General features: G+C 67.3%; 23 protein-coding genes. 5 read left to right on the top strand and 18 right to left on the bottom strand.

Annotation, left to right across the window (positions count from 1 at the left end; all coding sequences use genetic code 11):
- Positions 1 to 82: 82 nt before the first annotated feature.
- Positions 83 to 433 (bottom strand): hypothetical protein, encoded by a 351-nt coding sequence (locus ABL843_RS15025; RefSeq protein ID WP_418120350.1) that lies wholly within the window; start codon positions 431 to 433, stop codon positions 83 to 85.
- Positions 434 to 561: 128 nt separating this feature from the next.
- Positions 562 to 1,509, bottom strand: a complete 948-nt coding sequence (locus ABL843_RS15020) for an adenylate/guanylate cyclase domain-containing protein (protein ID WP_126019586.1) — start codon at positions 1,507 to 1,509, stop codon at positions 562 to 564.
- Positions 1,510 to 1,860: 351 nt separating this feature from the next.
- Between ABL843_RS15020 and ABL843_RS15015 the strand changes: the two genes are divergently transcribed.
- On the top strand, positions 1,861 to 2,196 hold the full coding sequence (locus ABL843_RS15015; RefSeq protein ID WP_126019584.1) for a hypothetical protein: 336 nt from the start codon (positions 1,861 to 1,863) through the stop codon (positions 2,194 to 2,196).
- Between the two features lie 61 nt (positions 2,197 to 2,257).
- Here the strand turns inward: ABL843_RS15015 and ABL843_RS15010 are convergent, their stop codons facing one another.
- The 8 genes from ABL843_RS15010 to ABL843_RS14975 form a co-directional block, all read right to left on the bottom strand.
- Positions 2,258 to 3,226: an LD-carboxypeptidase gene (locus ABL843_RS15010; protein ID WP_126019582.1), complete on the bottom strand. Its 969-nt coding sequence runs from the start codon at positions 3,224 to 3,226 to the stop codon at positions 2,258 to 2,260.
- Entirely contained in the window at positions 3,223 to 4,332 is a 1,110-nt protein-coding gene (tadA, locus tag ABL843_RS15005; protein WP_418120349.1) for a tRNA adenosine(34) deaminase TadA, read from the bottom strand. The genes ABL843_RS15010 and tadA overlap by 4 nt, the downstream gene beginning before the upstream one ends.
- Positions 4,322 to 4,546, bottom strand: a complete 225-nt coding sequence (locus ABL843_RS15000) for a hypothetical protein (protein WP_126019577.1) — start codon at positions 4,544 to 4,546, stop codon at positions 4,322 to 4,324. The genes tadA and ABL843_RS15000 overlap by 11 nt, the downstream gene beginning before the upstream one ends.
- Position 4,547: 1 nt before the next feature.
- A complete protein-coding gene (locus ABL843_RS14995) occupies positions 4,548 to 5,192 on the bottom strand; it encodes an FMN-binding negative transcriptional regulator (protein WP_418120348.1) in 645 nt (214 codons plus the stop codon).
- Between the two features lie 53 nt (positions 5,193 to 5,245).
- Entirely contained in the window at positions 5,246 to 5,944 is a 699-nt protein-coding gene (locus ABL843_RS14990) for an ankyrin repeat domain-containing protein (RefSeq protein WP_418120347.1), read from the bottom strand.
- Positions 5,944 to 6,456 (bottom strand): GlcG/HbpS family heme-binding protein, encoded by a 513-nt coding sequence (locus tag ABL843_RS14985; protein WP_184638077.1) that lies wholly within the window; start codon positions 6,454 to 6,456, stop codon positions 5,944 to 5,946. Before ABL843_RS14985 ends, ABL843_RS14990 begins: the two co-directional genes overlap by 1 nt.
- Positions 6,457 to 6,574: 118 nt before the next feature.
- Complete coding sequence (locus tag ABL843_RS14980) at positions 6,575 to 7,219, bottom strand: response regulator transcription factor (protein ID WP_418120346.1); 645 nt, start codon at positions 7,217 to 7,219, stop codon at positions 6,575 to 6,577.
- Positions 7,216 to 8,703: a sensor histidine kinase gene (locus ABL843_RS14975; protein WP_418120345.1), complete on the bottom strand. Its 1,488-nt coding sequence runs from the start codon at positions 8,701 to 8,703 to the stop codon at positions 7,216 to 7,218. Before ABL843_RS14975 ends, ABL843_RS14980 begins: the two co-directional genes overlap by 4 nt.
- Before the next feature lie 60 nt (positions 8,704 to 8,763).
- On the opposite strand from ABL843_RS14975, the gene ABL843_RS14970 reads away from it, so the two are divergent.
- On the top strand, positions 8,764 to 9,834 hold the full coding sequence (locus tag ABL843_RS14970; RefSeq protein WP_126019565.1) for a DUF72 domain-containing protein: 1,071 nt from the start codon (positions 8,764 to 8,766) through the stop codon (positions 9,832 to 9,834).
- On the opposite strand, the gene ABL843_RS14965 is transcribed toward ABL843_RS14970, so the two are convergent.
- Together ABL843_RS14965 and ABL843_RS14960 are read right to left on the bottom strand one after the other, a co-directional pair.
- Entirely contained in the window at positions 9,831 to 10,325 is a 495-nt protein-coding gene (locus tag ABL843_RS14965) for a RidA family protein (RefSeq protein WP_418120344.1), read from the bottom strand. The genes ABL843_RS14970 and ABL843_RS14965 overlap by 4 nt on opposite strands.
- Positions 10,326 to 10,429: 104 nt before the next feature.
- Complete coding sequence (locus tag ABL843_RS14960; protein ID WP_418120343.1) at positions 10,430 to 10,885, bottom strand: 2'-5' RNA ligase family protein; 456 nt, start codon at positions 10,883 to 10,885, stop codon at positions 10,430 to 10,432.
- 339 nt (positions 10,886 to 11,224) lie between these two features.
- Between ABL843_RS14960 and ABL843_RS14955 the strand changes: the two genes are divergently transcribed.
- The gene (locus ABL843_RS14955) at positions 11,225 to 11,836 is read left to right on the top strand and encodes a porin family protein (protein WP_418120342.1); all 612 of its coding nucleotides are present in this window, start codon (positions 11,225 to 11,227) and stop codon (positions 11,834 to 11,836) included.
- A gap of 66 nt (positions 11,837 to 11,902) precedes the next feature.
- Here the strand turns inward: ABL843_RS14955 and guaA are convergent, their stop codons facing one another.
- From guaA to guaB, 4 genes are all read right to left on the bottom strand, one after another.
- A complete protein-coding gene (guaA, locus tag ABL843_RS14950) occupies positions 11,903 to 13,522 on the bottom strand; it encodes a glutamine-hydrolyzing GMP synthase (protein WP_418120341.1) in 1,620 nt (539 codons plus the stop codon).
- 11 nt (positions 13,523 to 13,533) lie between these two features.
- On the bottom strand, positions 13,534 to 13,968 hold the full coding sequence (locus ABL843_RS14945; protein WP_184638092.1) for a type II toxin-antitoxin system VapC family toxin: 435 nt from the start codon (positions 13,966 to 13,968) through the stop codon (positions 13,534 to 13,536).
- On the bottom strand, positions 13,965 to 14,213 hold the full coding sequence (locus ABL843_RS14940) for a type II toxin-antitoxin system Phd/YefM family antitoxin (RefSeq protein ID WP_093195299.1): 249 nt from the start codon (positions 14,211 to 14,213) through the stop codon (positions 13,965 to 13,967). The genes ABL843_RS14945 and ABL843_RS14940 overlap by 4 nt, the downstream gene beginning before the upstream one ends.
- Positions 14,214 to 14,290: 77 nt before the next feature.
- Positions 14,291 to 15,760 (bottom strand): IMP dehydrogenase, encoded by a 1,470-nt coding sequence (guaB, locus tag ABL843_RS14935; protein WP_369658211.1) that lies wholly within the window; start codon positions 15,758 to 15,760, stop codon positions 14,291 to 14,293.
- A gap of 128 nt (positions 15,761 to 15,888) precedes the next feature.
- Between guaB and ABL843_RS14930 the strand changes: the two genes are divergently transcribed.
- Entirely contained in the window at positions 15,889 to 16,422 is a 534-nt protein-coding gene (locus tag ABL843_RS14930) for a DUF4124 domain-containing protein (protein ID WP_126019553.1), read from the top strand.
- A 15-nt stretch (positions 16,423 to 16,437) separates the two neighbouring features.
- Here ABL843_RS14930 and ABL843_RS14925 read toward each other — a convergent pair whose 3' ends face one another.
- Positions 16,438 to 16,776, bottom strand: a complete 339-nt coding sequence (locus ABL843_RS14925) for an RnfH family protein (RefSeq protein ID WP_126019551.1) — start codon at positions 16,774 to 16,776, stop codon at positions 16,438 to 16,440.
- Between the two features lie 8 nt (positions 16,777 to 16,784).
- Complete coding sequence (locus ABL843_RS14920) at positions 16,785 to 17,231, bottom strand: type II toxin-antitoxin system RatA family toxin (protein ID WP_126019549.1); 447 nt, start codon at positions 17,229 to 17,231, stop codon at positions 16,785 to 16,787.
- A 63-nt stretch (positions 17,232 to 17,294) separates the two neighbouring features.
- Between ABL843_RS14920 and smpB the strand changes: the two genes are divergently transcribed.
- Complete coding sequence (gene smpB / locus ABL843_RS14915) at positions 17,295 to 17,774, top strand: SsrA-binding protein SmpB (RefSeq protein WP_126019548.1); 480 nt, start codon at positions 17,295 to 17,297, stop codon at positions 17,772 to 17,774.
- Positions 17,775 to 17,834: the final 60 nt, after the last annotated feature.

Here is a 17,834-nt window from a genome sequence, read left to right as displayed (position 1 = left end):
GTGACTTTTTAGTCACTCCTTGAAACAAAATTGGCATGCCAGAGGGCATGCCAATGCTTCAGAAAACATTCAGGTGACAGTGTCAGTCGCGCTCGTCGTCCCAGTCGTTCGGCGGGCGGTAGGGATAGCCCGGCCCGTAGTAGATGCGGCCGGGCGGCGGCGTGTAGATGGGTGCCGGGCGGTAATACACCGGAGGGGGCGGCCGGTAGTAGACCGGCGGCGGCGGCGCGTAGTAGATGGGTGCCGGATAGCTGTAGACCGGTGGCGGCGCGTAGTACGGCGCCGGGTAGCCGCCGGCCACGTAGCCGGGGGTGCCGATCTGCACCGACCAGCTTCCGCGCGCGTTCGCGGCTCCCGCCGCCAGCAACGCGCCGGCGATGACGGCACCGATGGCCGCCAGCTTGAAAACAGAAGATCGAGATTTGAAGTTCACAGTGGCTCCAGGCCTGGGGCGGACAGCGCCCGAGTGGATACGCAACGCCCGACGCGTGCTCGCGGTGCACCCGATTGCATGCGGGCATGGTAGCCAAACGTCACCGCTTCGGGCGGTGCGCGGCCGCATCAGCGCGCGATTTCGCGCCGCGACAGCATCACGTCGCCGCTACTCGTGTTGAAGGCGATGGTCGGCGCACTGAAATCGCTGAGCGGCGCGCCCAGGCCGATCTCTCCACGGCCGTGCAGCACGCACTCCTCGCGCCGCAAGGCGATCTCGGTGCTGGGGCCGTCGTTGCCGTGGAAACGCACCCAGGTGCCGTAGGTGCTGACGTCGATCAGCACGCAGCTGCCCTGGCGCAACTCGATGCGCGCATGCAGGCGCGAGACGCGCGGATCGTTGACGACGAACTGGGCGTCGTCGACACGGCCGAGGTGGATCGGCAGCTCCTCCGTGCGGAACATCGAGCGCACGTCGAGCCACGCGAGTTCGATCTGGCCGAACGAGGAATCGGGCATGCGCAGCGGGGCCAGCGCCGCGGGCACGGTGAGGAACGAGGTCACGTCCTCCTGCCAGTCGATCCGGTGGACGACCGACATCTCGCTGCGCCCGCGGATGTTGATGAGGCCGAGGTCGCGGTGCTGCACCGAACCTTCGCGCAACTGGGAGATGACCGCGGCAGTCACCCAGATCTGGCCCGGGCCGGCCAGGTCGCTCAGACGCGAGGCGAGGTTGACGGCATCGCCGTAGCAGTCGCCCTCGACTTCCACCACCTCGCCGCTGGCCACGCCGATCTGCAACGCCATGCGCAGGGGCGCGGGCCACGCGAGCAGCCGCTTCTGGTGATAGCGCTGCAGCTCGATGACCGCATGCGTGGCCGCGGCACCGCTGGTGAAGATGGCGAACACGCCGTCGCCGAGCGACTTCACCACGCGGCCGCCGTGCGCCTGGCACACGCCGCCGATCCATTGCGTCAGACGGGTCACTGTCTCCGTGGCCCGCGCATTTCCCATGGCCTCGAAGACCCTCGTGCTCCCCGTCAAGTCCGCGAATACGACTGTGGAATTGACACCCATACTTTTTGCTCTTCTCGATTTCTACCGATGGTTGTAATTGCCCAGGGCCCTTCGCACTTCCATGTCCATGCGGCCGGCGCTGCGTACGCGCGCCCGCTCACACACGGAATATGCAGCTTGCGTGCCCCTTTTGTTGTCTTCCCGGGTATACGCCGCTGCCGACAGGGCGAATGCAGACAGAGTCATTCATCGGCTTGTAGTACTTTGGAAAACAAAATTCAATGACTAGTGAAAACGATAAGTAAAGCGTGTTGTTTGCAAACAAGAAACAACGTTTCAGATCTTGTGGAATGGTTAACTCAGGCTTAAGGTAGCGGCCGTTCTCGGTTCCGGCAACACACTTCCCGTCCCATGCTCTTTCGCCGTCTTCTCCGTCTGCTGAACGTACCCGGCTCCGGATCCCGTCAAGCGACGGAGAACCAGCTGGGGCGCATCCGTACCGCGATGCTGTCGGCGCTCCAGGGCCATGGCGGTCATTCCGTGCAACGCGTCAGCCAGCGCGTGCGCTTTGCCGCCGACGTCGAAGCTCTCTGGTACCTGCGGCAGGACGTGATGATCGCGCTGAGCGCCATCGACGGCGAAACCGCCGCGCGCCGCCAGATGAAAGCCATCAACAGCATGTTCAAGGGCGGATTGCCCGGCTCGATGGGGCCGCGCGCGCATCAGCGCTTCACCAAAAACAACTGAAACTGCAACGGCCCCTCGGGGCCGTTCTGATTTTTAACGCTCTATTCTCTTTGTGTCCGGATCAATGGGCGTGATGATGGTCATGTCCATGGTGGTCGTCATGACCATGTGCATGCCTGTGGCCCCAAACGAGAAAAATATCACGCCCTTCCGCGGCCATCGACACCTTCGCACCCACGGGCAATAACACCTTCGTCTGCACGTGCCCGAACGGCAGGCCCGCGAGCACGGGCACCTTGAGCGTTGCGCGCAGCCGGTCGATCACGGTGTTGAGGCCGAATCCGCGGTCGTAGCCCGGCACCGGCCGGATGCCGGTGAACTGCCCGAACACGATGGCACGCTGGCGCGCCAGCACACCGGCCATCTTCAACTGATCGAGCATGCGTTCGACGCGGTACGGGTGCTCGTTCACGTCTTCGATGAAGAGCACGCCCTTCTCCACCATCGGAAAGTACGGCGTGCCGAGCAGGCTGGTCAGCACGCAGAGATTGCCGCCCCACAACGTGGCGTCCTGCACGGGCTTGAACTTCAGATCGACATCGCGCGCCGGCATGCGCCAGCCCGTGCCTTCGCCCTGCCCTGTGAGCAGGTCGTCGAAGCAGGCTTCCATGATGTCGTCGGGGCCGGCCTCCGCACCGAAGTCCTCGCCGACGGCGGGGCCCGACCAGGTCACCGCGCCGGTCTTTGCCAGCAGCGCGTTCTGCAGCGCGGTGAAGTCGCTGCAGCCGACGAACTCCGTGCCCTTCTCGATCGCCTTCGTGAGCGCCTTGTACGGAACCGCATCGAGGATGCGCGTGAGCCCGTAGCCGCCGCGTGCTATGAGCGCCACGTCCGCGCCGCTGGCCGCGGCACGCGAGATCGCGGCGAGCCGCGTGGCATCGTCGCCCGCGAAGCGCTGGTGCACCGACAGCGCCGCGTCGTCGACTTCGACTTCATGACCCAGCGCTCTGAGCCGCTTCACGCCGCGCCGGAAAGCGGCCTTGTCCCGGACCGCGCTGGAGGGAGAGTAGATATAGATGTGTTTGGTCACGCGTTCGAGTATCCCATTGCGTTTCGCACTTGCAGAACGACCGTTCGGGCCTGCTCCGGCGTCGGCCCTGAGGAAGTGGCAAGAGGCCCCAGTGCGCGCAGCGCTGCTTCGTATCCCCGGTCGGGAAAAGGCGCGCGCCATGCGCCCTTGATGTTCTCGTGCCCTTCCGGCGCGACCAGTGCCGCCGCGAACCGACCGGGCGCTGCCGCCTGCAGCAGCACGGCGAGTTCGGAAGCGGCCTCGCTATGCACGAGCGCCACCGACTCGACTCCCACCCGCGCCATCCATTCGAGCAGCACGTGGCGATGCCATTGCAGGCTATGCGCCGCCTCGCGCTTGGGCTTGTCGCTCCTGCCGAAGCCGATCAGGTCGGGCACCAGCGTGCGCAGCCCCGGCAGGCCCACGAGATGCCTGAAGAAGTAGCCCCATTCGCCGGGACCGTGCAGGCAAAGGCAACAGGCCGCATCCTCCGCACCTTCATCGACGTAGTGCATGCGCCAGCCCTGCAAGCTAGGCAGGTCCTGCACGTAATGCGGCGCGAAGTCATAGCCGGCCAAGGCCTCGAAGCGCTCGGGCGATGTGCGCAGTGCGTCGTCGCGCAAGGGCTCGGCAGTCGCGCGCGCAGCGTTCCGGCGCTGCTGGAAAAAAGCCTGCAAGACCGCGCTGCACTCCTGCGCCAGCACGCCGCCCTGCACCACCGTGCGATGGTTAAGCCGTGGCTCCGCGAAGAGATCGAGCACCGAGCCGGCCGCGCCGGTCTTCGGATCGGCCGCGCCGTACACCACGCGCGCGAGGCGCGAATGCAGCATCGCCCCTGAACACATCGCGCACGGTTCGAGCGTGACGAACAGCTCGCAGCCGTCGAGCCGGTAGTTGCCGAGCGCGAGGGCTCCCGCACGCAGCGCGTTGATCTCGGCATGCGCACTCGGATCGTTCTGCGCGACCGGCGTGTTGCGCCCCGTCGCGACCAGGCGGCCGTCCTTCACAAGCACCGCGCCCACCGGCACCTCGCCCGCTTCGGCGGCAAGCCGCGCCTCGGCGAGCGCGAGCGCCATCCAGTGCGTGTCGTCGTGCACGTCCGGCAATGGAGTCGCCTCAGTTGTCATCGGGCATCTGGCGTGTCTTGACCGCGGCGTCCAGCGCTTCCTTGACCTGCTGCTGCACCTGCTGCGGATTCATTCGCGCATCGCCCGCGGCGGGTGCTGCAACGCCAGGCACGGACGGTTGTGCGGAAGAGGCCATGCTGCTCATCTGCTTCTTCGCGACCAGCCCGACGATCGCCAGCACGAGCACGAGGCCGATCAGGCCCAGTCCGCGCATCTCAGCCGCCCTCCGCCACGGGAGCCTCGGCGGCCATGCCCAGGCGGCCCATCCACACGGCGAGCGCCCGCTCGTCCGGCGTGCCAGCGCTGTAGACCGCGTGCATCGCGGCATGCGATTCGCGGCGGTGCTGGTTGAGCTTGATCTTGCATTGCAGGGCAGTCACGCGCAGCTCGAAGCCCACGATGCCGGCCAGCATCTTGAGCTGGAACTCCTCGCCCAGGTCGCGCCACTGCTGCGCGTAGGCGGGCTCGTGGTCGTGAATGAGCTTCTTGAGCAGCGCGTCCTTGTCGGCGGGCTCCTCGATCAGCCGTGCCTCGACGGTGCAATGCACCGCCAGGTAGTTCCACGTCGGCACGCGGGCCAGGTCGGGGTAGACGGAGGGAGAGAGGTACGAATGCGGCCCGAGAAAGGTGGCCACCGCCCGGGGCCTGGCCTGCAGGTAGCGCCAATGCGGATTCGGCTTGGCGCAATGGCCCCACAGCACCAGTTCGTCGCCCGCGCGCTGCTCGGCGACCAGCGGCAGGTGCGTGACGTACGGCAGCCCGTCGTCGTCGTTCGAGATCAGGCTCGCGAAGGGATGCGAGCGCATCAGCTCCAGCGCGATGGCCGGGTCCTTCGCATTGAACTGCGGGGGCATGTACATGGGGCGGTTTCCTCGTGGCGCCTCGTGGCGAGGCCCCATTCTCCCCGAGCCGCCTACTTTGCGCGCGGTGTCTCCAGCAGCTTCGCCATCGCGGTGTAGCCGCGCGCCCTCGCCAGCTGCAGCGGCGTGTTGCCCTGGCGGTCCGTCAGCCTGATGTCGGCGCCGGCGTCGACCAGCGCAGCCAGCGTACGCTGGTGGCGCGGGCCGCCGTCGCCGAGCACGATGGATTCGATCACCGCCGTCCAGTGCAGGTTGTTGACGTGGTCCAGCGGTGCGCCGGCTGCAATAAGCCTGCGCACCACCTCATCGTGCCCGAGATGCGCGGCCGCGATGAGCGCCGTGCCGTCGTACCGGCTCGTGGTCTGCCCGGCCTTGGCGCCGAGCGAGAGCAGCACCGAGAGCGTCGCGGCATCGTCGGCCACCGCGGCGATGGTGACGGCGTCGTAGCGGTCGTCTTCGAGCAGGTCGAGGTCGGCGCCGGCCTTGGCCAGCAGCTTGATCGCCTCGCGCTGGCGGGCGAAGGTGGCAACGTGCAGCGGCGTGCGCCCGCGCGTGTCGCGTGCATTGAGATTCGCCCCCGAGGCGATCAGCGCCTTCAGCTTCTGCGCATCGCCATGCCAGGCGGCCTGGTGCAGCCCGTCGAAGGCCAGAACCTCGGCCGCCAGCGGCGGCACCTGGGCGAGCGCACCAGCCGGCACGCCCAGCCCGAGCGCGACAGCCAGCAGGCCCGGCCAGATACCGCGCGCCATCATCAGAGGGAGCCCTTGACCTTCTCGAGCGCCGCGTTGGCGCACTGGTCGTCGAGATGGCCGCCGGGCGCGCCGCCGACGCCGACCGCGCCGATCACTTCATTGCCCGACTTGACCGGCACGCCGCCGCCCAGCAGCAGGAAGCCCGGCAGGTACACCAGGTTGGCGGCGCCCGGGTTCTTCTGCGCGCCTTCCATCATGGCCTGCGTGGGGCTCTTGGCCGAAGCCGAAGTCCAGGCCTTGCGCTCGCTCGACGCCAGCGTGTGCGGGCCGGCGTTGTCGGCGCGCTGCACGGCACGCACGGTGCCGGCGCGGTCGACCACGGTGGCGGCCACGTTGTAGCCGTTGGCGGCGCAGGCAGCCACGGCTTCGGCGGCGATCTGGTTGGCCAGGGCGAGCGAGATGTTCTTCTCGGTGCGCACGGCCGGCGCGGGCGCCTGGGCCTGGGCCTGTACCTGGGCGACTGAGGCTGCGAGCAGGACGGCGACGCCGCCGAGGCGGATGATGGATTGCATTGTTCGTTATCTCCAGTGGATTCGGGTTGTTGCGCCGGCTGTTGCCGACGGCTGCGCCACTGTAGAAAACGCCGCCCGCGCGTGCCATTCGTACGGCTACGCCCGGCGCTCCGTAGTTCTACGGAGCGCCCTCCCCGTCCACCAGCACCGCATAGCGCCGGATCAGCTGCGCCAGCGAATCGCAGCCGAGCTTGGCGAACAGGTTGGCCCGATGCGTCTCGACCGTGCGCGGCGACAGCGCGAGCGTGCGCGCGATCTCCTTGTTGGTGAGCCCCTGCACGATGAAGGCCAGCACCTCGCGCTCGCGCTCCGACAGCTGCGCCACCCGCTCGCGCGCGGCGTTGTCGGCCTGCGAGCGTTCGCGCGAGCGCACGTGCTGGCGCACCGCCTGCTGCAATGCCTCGAGCAGCTGTTCGTCGTCCACCGGCTTTTCGAGGAACTCGGCCGCGCCGGCCTTGAAGGCGCGGCGGCACATCTCGACCGTGCCGTGGCCGGTCAGCATGATCACCGGCTGGTCCACGCCCTGCGCCACCAGCCGGTCGAGCACGGTGAGCCCGCTGATGCCTGGCATGCGCACGTCCAGCACGATGGCGCCGACGCTCGCGCGGTCGAACCCGTCGATGAAAGCCTGCGGATCGGCCCAGGCCTGCACGCGCAGCCCGACCGTGCCGATCAGCAGCGAGAGGCCGTCGCGCACCGCCTGGTCGTCGTCGATCAGGTGAACCAGCGGGGACTGCGGCGGATGGGTGTTCGGATGGGTCACGGCGAGGGTGCGACGAGTGGGAGCAGCAGCGTGAAACGCGCGCCGCGCGGCGAGACGTTGGCGGCGCTCAGGCTGCCGCCCATGCCGCCGGCCAGCGTCTCGCTGAGGCTCAGGCCGAGGCCCAGCCCGCCCTCGCGTGTGCTGAAGAAAGGCTCGAAGAGGCGCGGCAGGGCTTCGGGGGCGATGCCGCGTCCGTTGTCCGTCACGGTCAGCACGCCCTCCTGCCCGTTGCGACCGACGGACACCACGAGGCGCCGCTCGGCCGCCGGCACGAGCTCCAGCGCCTGCAGCGCGTTCATCAGCAGGTTGTGCACGATCTGTTCCAGCGCCACCGCCTCGGCCTGCACGCGCACCGGCGCCTGGGCCGTGGCATCGAACTGCGCGGCGACGTCGTGCTTGGCGAACTCGGGCGCCAGCAGGTGCATGGCGCTGCGCACCACCTCCTGCAGCACCAGTGGCCTGGTATCGCCGCCGGCCTCGGGCCGCTCTATCACGCGGCGCAGGCGTCCCACCACGCCGGCCGCGCGCCGGGCCTGCTCGACGGCCTGCCCCATGGCGTCGCGTGCGGTGGCCAGGTCGGGCGGCTCTTCGTCGAGCAACCGGCGGGCGGCCTGGGCGTTGGCGAGCACCGCCGTCAGCGGCTGGTTGAGTTCGTGCGCGAGGCCTGCGGACAGTTCTCCGAGCGCATTGAGCCGCGCGACCTGACCGAGCCGCAGCAGCTCCTCGGCCCGCCGCCGCCCCACGCGCTGGCGCTGCGCGGCCCACAGTCCCGCCACCAACACCGCCATCGCCAGGGCCCAGCCCGCGATGGCGCGCCATGGCAGCTCTCCCCATCCCACCTGCCGCTCGGCCACCAGATCGAAGGGCTGGCTCGGCGAGGCCAGCGCCTTGCTCAGGGCGAAACGCCATCCGCTCTCCGGGCTCGCGGACAGGGCGCCGGGTTGCAGCACCAGTTGCTGGCCGTCGCGCTGCAGGCTCAGCCGTACCGGGCTGCGCTGCGGATTCATCGGCCAGTCGCGCCACGGCACGGAGCCTGCAAGGTCGATGTCGAGCGCATAGCTGAAGGGCGTGGCGCCGATCACCAGCGTGTAGCGGCCACGGGCCAGATCGAGCGTGGCCAGATCGGCGCGCTGAAGGCTGCGCGAACGCGCCTCGGCGGCTTCCAGTGCGCCGGCGCGGGCGCTGTCGGGCCACGGCTGGTCGCGGTCGCGCCGCTGCACGCGCAGGATCGATGAATAGACGGAAGGCAGGCGCTGCTCGGGATGTTCCGCGCCCGTACTGGGCTCCAGCAGCGCGAGCGTAGCCAGCACGGCGTCGTACTGCACCATCTGCTGGCTCATGAGGCGGTGCGCGATGCGCACGTCGGTCTCGAAGTCCTGCTGCATCTGCGCGAGCTCGGCACGTGCGATCCACACAGCGCCCACGGCGGTAAGGGCAAGCCATGCCAGCCACCAACCACCTTGCGCGCGCAACCACTGTTTCATGGCGCGGATTGTGCCCGGCGCGGCGAAGCCATTCGCCTGGCCGAAAATGCGGAACCAGCCATGGCCGATGTACAGGACTCCCTCTTTCCCGATCTTCCGCGCCCCGAGGACGCTCCTTCGGCCGCGCCGCCGCCCGCCGAGCCAGCCGCGAAGAAGAAGCCGCGCGCCGCCACGGTCGAGCCCGCGCCCAGCGATCCGGAACTGGTCGAGCTGGCGGCTGCGCTGCCGCCCAACCTGCGCCTCGGCACCTCATCGTGGAGCTACCCCGGCTGGGCCAACCTGGTCTGGGACGGCGAATACGCCGAGACAGTGCTCTCGAAGAACGGCCTCTCGGCGCTCGCGAAGCATCCGCTGTTCCGCACCGTGAGCGTGGACCGCAACTTCTACCGTGCCCTCACCGCCAGCCAGTACGCCCGCTACGCGGGCATGGTGCCCGACGACTTCCGCTTCATGGTGAAGGCGCCGAGCCTGGTGACCGACGCGACGGTGCGCGACGAAAGCGGCCGCGGCATGCAGGCCAACCCGGTGTTCCTCAGCAGCGAGATCGCGCGGCAGGAATTCGTGCTGCCCGCGCTCGAAGGGCTGGGCCATCGCATCGGCGTGCTGGTGTTCCAGCTGAGCCCGATTCCGGGGCACATCCTGGCCGACCAGCCCGCGCTGCTGGCGCGCATCGCGGCGATGCTCGAATCGCTGCCCGACATCTCGTCGACCGCGCCGGACGCCGTGATCGCCGTCGAAGTGCGCGACCCGCAACTGCTGAACCCAGCCTTCGCCGAAATGCTGCGCAGCGTGGGCGCCACCTTCTGCATGGGCCTGCACGCGAAGATGCCGCCGATCGAGGACCAGCTTCCGATGCTGCGTGCCATGTGGCCCGGTCCGCTGGTGTGCCGCTGGAACCTGCACCGGCGCCACGGCCGTTTCGGGTACGAAGACGCCGAAAAGCTCTACGGCCCCTTCGACAAGATCGTCGACCCGGATCCGGAAACGCGCGCTGCGCTCGCCAAGGTGATTGCCGGCACCACCCGCGCGGGCCAGAACGCCTTCGTCACCGTGAGCAACAACGCCGAAGGCTGCGCGCCGCTGACGATCGCGCAGCTGGCGCGGGACATCCTGGCCATCGCGCCGCGCTAGCCGATGTTCTGCTTCGCGGCGACCGTCATCTCCACCTCGACGGTCGCGTTCTTCGGCAACGCATAGACGCCGACCGCCGTGCGCACATGCACGCCGGCCTCGCCGAACACGCGGTGCAGCAGGTCGGAAGCGGCGTCGGCCACTTCGCTCTGCTGGGTGAAATCAGCCGTGCATTGCACGAACACGCCGACGCGCAGGACCTTCTCCACCGCATCGAGCGAGCCGAGCGCGCGCCGCAGCAGCGCGAGGCTGCGCAATGCGCAGATCTGCGCGCCCTCGCGCGCCTTGTCGAGCGACACCGCATCGCCCACGCGACCGGTGACGACCACCGTGGTGCCCACGCGCGGCACCTGGCCGCTCAGGTAGATCGTGCGGCCGTCGCGCACCAGCGGCACGTAATGGCCACCGGCAATGATCTCGCCGTCGAAGCTGTGGCCCAGTTCGGCGGCAATCTGGTCTGCGATCTGGTCCCGGGTCATTTCTGCTGTCATGTCGATTCCGTGAAAGGGAGTGCCATTGTCATCAGCGCGTGCAAGACGAAACAGATACAGAAGGCGTCGATGCGAGGCAGAACAGAGCGCAGAGCTCCATCTTTTCAGGCCGCATAGGGCCAACGGCCCAGCACTTCGTGCACGCCCTCGCCCACATGGCTGTCGATCAGCACCAAAGAGCCAGCCGACCACCGGACCGGTGCTTCGAGCGCATGCCTTTCGAGCTTGCGCCGTGCGTAGGCCAGCGTCATGTGCGGCGTGAAGGAGCGCGCGGGCTTCAGGCCCGCATCGGCGAGCGCCTCGCCCAGGCGCTGCCTGAAGGCCTTGAGCGCGGAGGTACCCTCCTCGTCGTCGGAGCACAGCGCGAGCGCGCCCTTGGCGAAGCTCATCGCCTTCTCGAAGACGATGTCGAACGCGGGAGCCGGCACCGAGGCGGCTGCCTTCATGACCAACGCGACCTTGTCGGCCGGCACCTCCGCGAACTCGCCCAGATCGAAGAGCGTGACGTGCAAGCGATGCGCCGCGACCAATGTTCCTTTCAGTGCGTGCTGCGAGTTCATGCGCTCGCCCAGCGCGGCGATCGAAGCGGCATCCTGCGGGCCCGGAAGAATTGCGAAGAAGAGAGAGTGCTCCGGCGCCGGAGCCTTGCTGCTGCGCGCTTTGCTCCGAGGGCGCGGCAAGGGTTTTGGCGGAGGCTCGATACCGGGAAGAAGAAGCTGATCTGACATGCCTCGATCATCGCCCATGGCATGCGCCCTTCATCTGCTCTTCAGCAAGCGACAAGCACTCCTTCAGGCTGCGTTTCGAGAATCGTCTCACGCTGGTGGCACTGCGGCAGTCAATGCACGGAAGCCACCTGTCGATCGATCTCAATCAACCATCCAACCAGGAACTTCATCTTGACGAAAACGCAAGCCTGCACCGTCCTCGCAGCAGCCCTTCTGCTAGGTACCGTCTCCATGACTGCGAGCGCCGCCGGCCAGAACCAGGACTCCGGCATCTATGTGGGCGGCGCCATCGGCCGTTCGAGCTACAGCCTCTCGTCCTCCAACCGCGTGCCCGTGCCATGGGGCGGCGAGAAGAGCAGCAAGAGCGCAACGGCCTACAAGCTGTACGGCGGGTATCGCTTCACCGAAACCTTCGGCGTCGAAGCCGGCTATGCACGCCTTGGCCGCGTCAGCCAGTGGAGTTCGAACGGCGCCTATTCACGCCTGCAGTCCGGCACCGGCCAGGTCTTCTACGCAGCCGCCACCGCCCGCCTGCCGCTGGGCGAATCCTTCGCGCTCAACGGGCGCCTGGGCATCGCGCGCGGGCGCGTCTCCGGCGACAACAACTGGGTGCTGCCCAGCCAGCGCATCTCGGGCAGCTCGACCGGCATGATGGCCGGCTTCGGCGCCGAGTACCGCATGACGCAGAACCTGTCGGTCACCGCGGACTACGACTACTTCGGCAAGCTGTCGAAGCAGGCGAAGGGCGGGATGTTTACGGTGGGTTTGAAGGCGAGCTTCTGAGAGTCCGCTTCTTCCGAGGCCTGATCGACGCGGCCCTGCATCAGCGCAGCCGCGTTGCGTCGTTCGTCACTCCCACTCGATCGTCGCCGGCGGCTTGCTCGACACGTCGTAGGTCACGCGATTGATGCCGCGCACCTCGTTGATGATGCGGCCCGACACCTTCTTCAGCAGCGCGTACGGCAGCTCGGCCCAGTCGGCGGTCATGAAGTCGCTGGTCTGCACGGCGCGCAGTGCGACCACATAGTCGTAGGTGCGGCCGTCGCCCATCACGCCCACGCTCTTGACGGGCAGGAACACGGTGAAGGCCTGGCTGGTGAGGTCGTACCAGGTCTTGCCGGTGGCTTCGTCGGTGAAGTTGCGCAGCTCCTCGATGAAGATCGCGTCGGCGCGGCGCAGCAGGTCGGCGTATTCCTTCTTCACTTCGCCGAGGATGCGCACGCCCAGGCCGGGACCGGGGAACGGGTGGCGATACACCATTTCGGGCGGCAGGCCGAGGGCCACGCCCAGTTCACGCACTTCGTCCTTGAACAGGTCGCGCAGCGGCTCCAGCAGCTTGAGACCGAGCTGTTCGGGCAGGCCGCCCACGTTGTGGTGGCTCTTGATGGTGACGGCCTTCTTGCTCTTGGCGCCGCCCGACTCGATGACGTCGGGGTAGATGGTGCCCTGCGCCAGGAAGGTCGCGCCCTTGTGCCCACCACCGCCCGCCTTGAGCTTCGCGGCCTCCTGCTTGAACACGGTGACGAACTCGCCGCCGATGATCTTGCGCTTGGCTTCCGGGTCGCTCACGCCCGCGAGCTTGCCGAGGAAGAGATCGCTGGCGTCGACGCGGATCACCTTCGCGTGCAGCTTGCCCTCGAACATCTCCATGACCATGTCGCCCTCGTTCAGCCGCAGCAGGCCGTGGTCGACGAACACGCAGGTCAGTTGGTCGCCGATGGCGCGGTGGATGAGCGCGGCGGCCACGCTCGAATCGACACCGCCCGAGAGGCCCAGGATGACTTCTTCATCGCCCACCTGCTCGCGGATCTTCTCGACGGCTTCAGCGATGTGGTCGCGCATGACCCAGTCGGGCTTCGCGCCGCAGATGCCGAGCACGAAGCGCTCGAGGATCGCCTTGCCCTGCATGGTGTGCGTGACTTCGGGGTGGAACTGCACCGCGTAGTAGCGGCGGGCCTCGTCGGCCATGCCGGCGATGGGGCAGCTTTCAGTACTGGCCATGAGCTTGAAGCCCGGCGGCAGCTCGGTGACCTTGTCACCGTGGCTCATCCATACGTTGAGCATGCCGTGGCCCTCGGACGTGGTGAAGTCGGCGATGTCCTTCAGCAGCGCGGTGTGGCCATGGGCGCGCACGGCCGCGAAGCCGAACTCACGCTTGTGGCCGCCCTCGACCTTGCCGCCGAGCTGGTGAGCCATGGTCTGCATGCCGTAGCAGATGCCGAGCACGGGCACGCCCAGGTCGAACACGGCCTGCGGGGCCTTGTCGGTGGTTTCCTCGTACACGCTGGCGTGGCTGCCGGAGAGGATCACGCCCTTGAGGTGGCCGTCGGCGGCGTATTCGCGCACCCACTCGTCGGTGACGTCGCAGGGATGCACTTCGCTCAGCACATGGGCTTCGCGCACGCGGCGTGCGATGAGCTGCGTGACCTGCGAGCCGAAGTCGAGGATGAGGATCTTGTCGTGTTGCATGGCGAAAGGACTCAGAGCGTTGAAATGTCGAGCAGCTTCACTCCCGCCTGGGGTGCAGCCTGGATGAGTTGCTCGTCGAAGGTGGCGAGCGGGAGATTGAGCGATTTGGCGAGCCAGAGATAGCCCGCGTCGTAGAGAGACACGCCGGCGTCGATGGCCACGGCGAGCACGGCCTTGTGCTGGGCCGGCGCGAGCTCGTGCAGTTCGACCCGGTGGCGGATGGCGTCGAGCACGCTCCACAGCCCTTCGACGGCGGACGACGGAATGCGGCCGCTGCGCACGCCGTTGGCGAGGATGTTGGCGCACTCCCATTGCCAGGCGTTGGGCGCCTGCGGCTCGACCTCGTCGCGGCGGATGGCGGCGTAGAGCCTGCGGGTATGTTCGCTGGCCATGTCGGGAAGCAGCCAGGCGGCGGTGACCGAGGCGTCCATGACGAAGGCCGTCATTGCTGGCGCCCTTCGTCGAGCAGGGCACGCGGCTGCGGCCCGGGCTGGATGGTGGCGTGGAGCGCGTCGATCTGGCCCAGCTCGCGCTCGATCTGCTCGTCGGTGATGACCGGCTTGCGGCGCACCGGTAGCATGCGCACGACTTCCTTGCCGTGGCGGGTGATGCGAACCTCCTCGCCCTTTTCGACGGAGTCGATCAGGGCGGAGAAGTTGTTCTTGGCTTCGGCGATGCCGATGGATTGCATTTGGGCCAGAAAATTTGAATCTGGCCCGAATTTTAAACCTAGTCTGGCCTGACTTTCAAGGTCTGGCCAGATTGTGGTCAATCAGCGCGGTAGTTCGGCGCTTCCTTCGTGATCTGCACGTCGTGAACGTGGCTCTCACGAATGCCGGCCGTGGTGATTTCGACGAACTCGGCCCTGTTCTGCATGTCCTCGATGGTCGCGCAACCACAGTAGCCCATACTGGCGCGCACGCCGCCGGCCATCTGGTAGACGATCGAGACGATCGAGCCCTTGTAGGGCACGCGGCCTTCGATGCCTTCGGGCACCAGCTTGTCGGTGTTGGGGTTGCCGGTGGTCGATTCCTGGAAGTACCGGTCGGCACTGCCCTGCTGCATCGCGCCGATGGAGCCCATGCCGCGGTAGCTCTTGTAGCTGCGGCCCTGGTACAGCACGATTTCGCCCGGAGCCTCTTCGGTGCCGGCGAACATGCTGCCCATCATGACGGTGCTGGCGCCGGCCGCGATGGCCTTGGCGATGTCGCCCGAGTAGCGCACGCCGCCGTCGGAGATCAGCGGAATGCCCGTGCCCTGCAGCGCAGTGGCGACGCTGTCGACCGCCATGATCTGCGGCACGCCCACGCCGGCCACGATGCGGGTGGTGCAGATGGAGCCGGGGCCGATGCCGACCTTGACCGCGTCGGCGCCGGCATCGGCCAGCGCGCGGGCGGCGTCGCCGGTGGCGATGTTGCCGCCGATCACGTCGACCTGCGGATAGTTCTTCTTGACCCAGCGCACGCGCTCGATCACGCCGGCGCTGTGGCCGTGGGCGGTGTCGACCACGATGGCGTCGACGCCGGCCTTCACCAGTGCCTCGACGCGTTCCTCGGTGCCGTCACCCACGCCCACCGCGGCGCCCACGCGCAGGCGGCCGTTGGCGTCGCGCGCGGCGTTGGGGAAGCTGGTCTGCTTGGTGATGTCCTTGACGGTGATGAGGCCCTTGAGCTCCCAGTCGCCGTTGATGACGAGCAGGCGCTCGAGCTTGTGCTTGTTCAGCAGCGCCTTGGCCTCGGCCAGCGTGGTGCCGTCGGGCACGGTGATGAGCTTTTCGCGGCGCGTCATGATCTCGCTGACGGGCACGTCGTAGCGGCTCTCGAAGCGAAGGTCGCGGCCGGTGACGATGCCGACCACCTTGCCGGCGTCGACCACCGGGAAGCCCGAGATGCCGAGCTGGTCGGACAGGGCCATCACCTGGCGCACCGAGTGCGTCGGCGTGATCACGACCGGATCGCGCAGCACGCCCGACTCGTAGCGCTTCACCCGGGCCACTTCTGCGGCCTGCTGCTGCGCGGTGAGGTTCTTGTGCACGATCCCGATGCCGCCTTCCTGCGCGATGGCGATCGCGAGGCGGGCTTCGGTCACGGTGTCCATGGCCGCGGAAACGAGCGGCAGGTTCAACGTGATGTTGCGGGAGAACTTGGTGGCGAGGGAGGTGTCCTTGGGCAGGACCTGGGAGAAGGCTGGCACCAACAACACGTCGTCGAAGGTCAGCGCTTTGCCGAGAAGGCGCATGGGTGAGGCTCCAAAAGAAGGATTGTAACGAGGCCGCCAATGGGTTTGCCGGTGCGGGCGATTGACGAACGTTGCAAAACCACCCTATCCGGATGTTGCAAAAAGTAAGGCCCGGCTAAACTTCAGGGATGAAATTCGTGCACTGGCTGGTACTGGGATGTGTCGTTGCGCTGCCGATGTCGGCAAGCGCCCAATGGCAATGGCTCGACAAGAACGGCAAGAAGGTCTTCAGCGACCAGGCCCCGCCGCCCGACGTGCCCGAGAAGAACATCCTGCGCCGCGTGGGCCCGCCGCCCGCGGCGCGCTCCACCGCCAACCCGAACGTCGACGCGCCACCGGCCGCGGAAGGCACCGCCGAAGCCCCCGCTGCCGCGCCGAAGGCCGCCGCAGCGCCGAAGCCCACCGGCGTGGACAAGGAACTCGAGGAAAAGACCAAGAAAGCCGAAGCCGAGCAGAAGGCCAAGCAGGCCGCCGAAGAAGCCAAGGTGGCCAAGGCCAAGGCCGACAACTGCGCCCTCGCCCGCCAGAGCAAGGCCACGGTCGACAGCGGCATCCGCCTTGCGCGTGTCAACGCCAAGGGCGAGCGCGAGATCATGGATGACAACGCCCGCGCCGCCGAGCAGAAGCGCATCCAGGACGTGATCAACAGCGACTGCAAGTAAGCCGCGGTCAAACGATCAGTAACCGGCCTTGCCGCCCTTGCGGCGATTCGCGAACAGGCCGGTGCCCCGCGCACCCTGGCGCTGGAAGCGCTCCCGGCGCGCCACTTTCGGATCGACCGTGAGCGGCCGGCACAGCTCGACGCGATCGCCGTCCTTGAGCGTCTGGTCCCAGTCCACGGCCTTGCCCCAGATACCGGGCGTCATGGCGTGGCGCCAATCGAGATCCGGAAAGCGCTGCGAGAGGTCGCTGGCCTTCGCGGCATCGGCCAGTGTCGCCTCGGAAGGAAGATGCAGCACCTGCTCGAACACCTCGCGGGGCGCGGGCGAGCAGCTCAGTGTGACCTCGATGGTCATCGTCGCGCTCAGGACGAGCCGTAGACCTGCTCGGCGCGCTTGACGAAGGCCTCGACCAGGCTGGACGCGATGGTGTCGAACACGGGGCCCACGAGCGCCTGCAGGGCGAAGTTGCTGAAGCCGTAGCTCAGGTGCAGCTCGACGCGGCAAGCCCGCTCGCCCTGCTCGCCCACGGGCGTGAACTTCCATTTGCCGTCGAGGTTGGAGAACGGGCCGTCGACCAGCTTCAGCTGCACCTCACGCCCCGGAACATGGGTGTTGCGGGTGGTGAAGCTCTGGTGCAGGCCGGCGAATGCGAGACCGACTTCGGCCGTCATGCCGGCCTCGTCTTCCTCGATGACGCGCGACTTGTCGCACCACGGAAGAAACTGCGGATACTTGGCCACATCGGTGACGAGCGCATACATCTCTTCGGCGCTGTACCAGATGAGGACGGACTTGTTGACTGTTTTCATAGAATCGGCACAGCGTGCGCGACGGATTGTATTGAAGCCATGCAGCCCCCATATTTCCGAGTCATGGCCACCAAAAAACAAGATACCTCCTCCTCCCGCATCGCAGACAACAAGAAGGCTGCGTACAACTATTTCTTCGAAGAGCGCTTCGAGGCCGGCATGGTCCTGGAAGGCTGGGAAGTCAAATCGCTGCGTGAAGGCAAGGTGCAGCTGACCGACGGCTACGTCGTGATCCGCAACGGCGAGCTCTTCGTGCTGGGCTGCCAGATCAACCCACTCAAGAGCGCCTCCACCCACGTCAACCCGGACTCGGTGCGCACCAAGAAGCTGCTGCTCAAGAAGGACGAGATTCGCCGCCTGATCGGCAAGGTCGAACAAAAGGGCTACACGCTGGTGCCGCTCAATTTGCACTGGAAGGCCGGCAAGGTGAAGTGCGAGATCGCGCTGGCCAAGGGCAAGGCCGAGCACGACAAGCGCGACACCATCAAGGACCGCGAAGGCAAGCGCGAGGTCGAGCGCGCGATGAAGAGCCGCAACCGCTGAACTTTTTTTTGCAAGGCGGCGGAATAAAAGCCCGGCCGCGGGCGTTTGTGCGGATGTCAC

The sequence above is a fragment of the Variovorax sp. 350MFTsu5.1 genome (genome assembly GCF_048302515.1).
Taxonomy (GTDB): domain Bacteria; phylum Pseudomonadota; class Gammaproteobacteria; order Burkholderiales; family Burkholderiaceae_C; genus Variovorax; species Variovorax guangxiensis.
The sequence above is the reverse complement of the archived record's forward strand: the minus strand, read 5'-3'. Positions and strand labels throughout refer to the sequence as shown.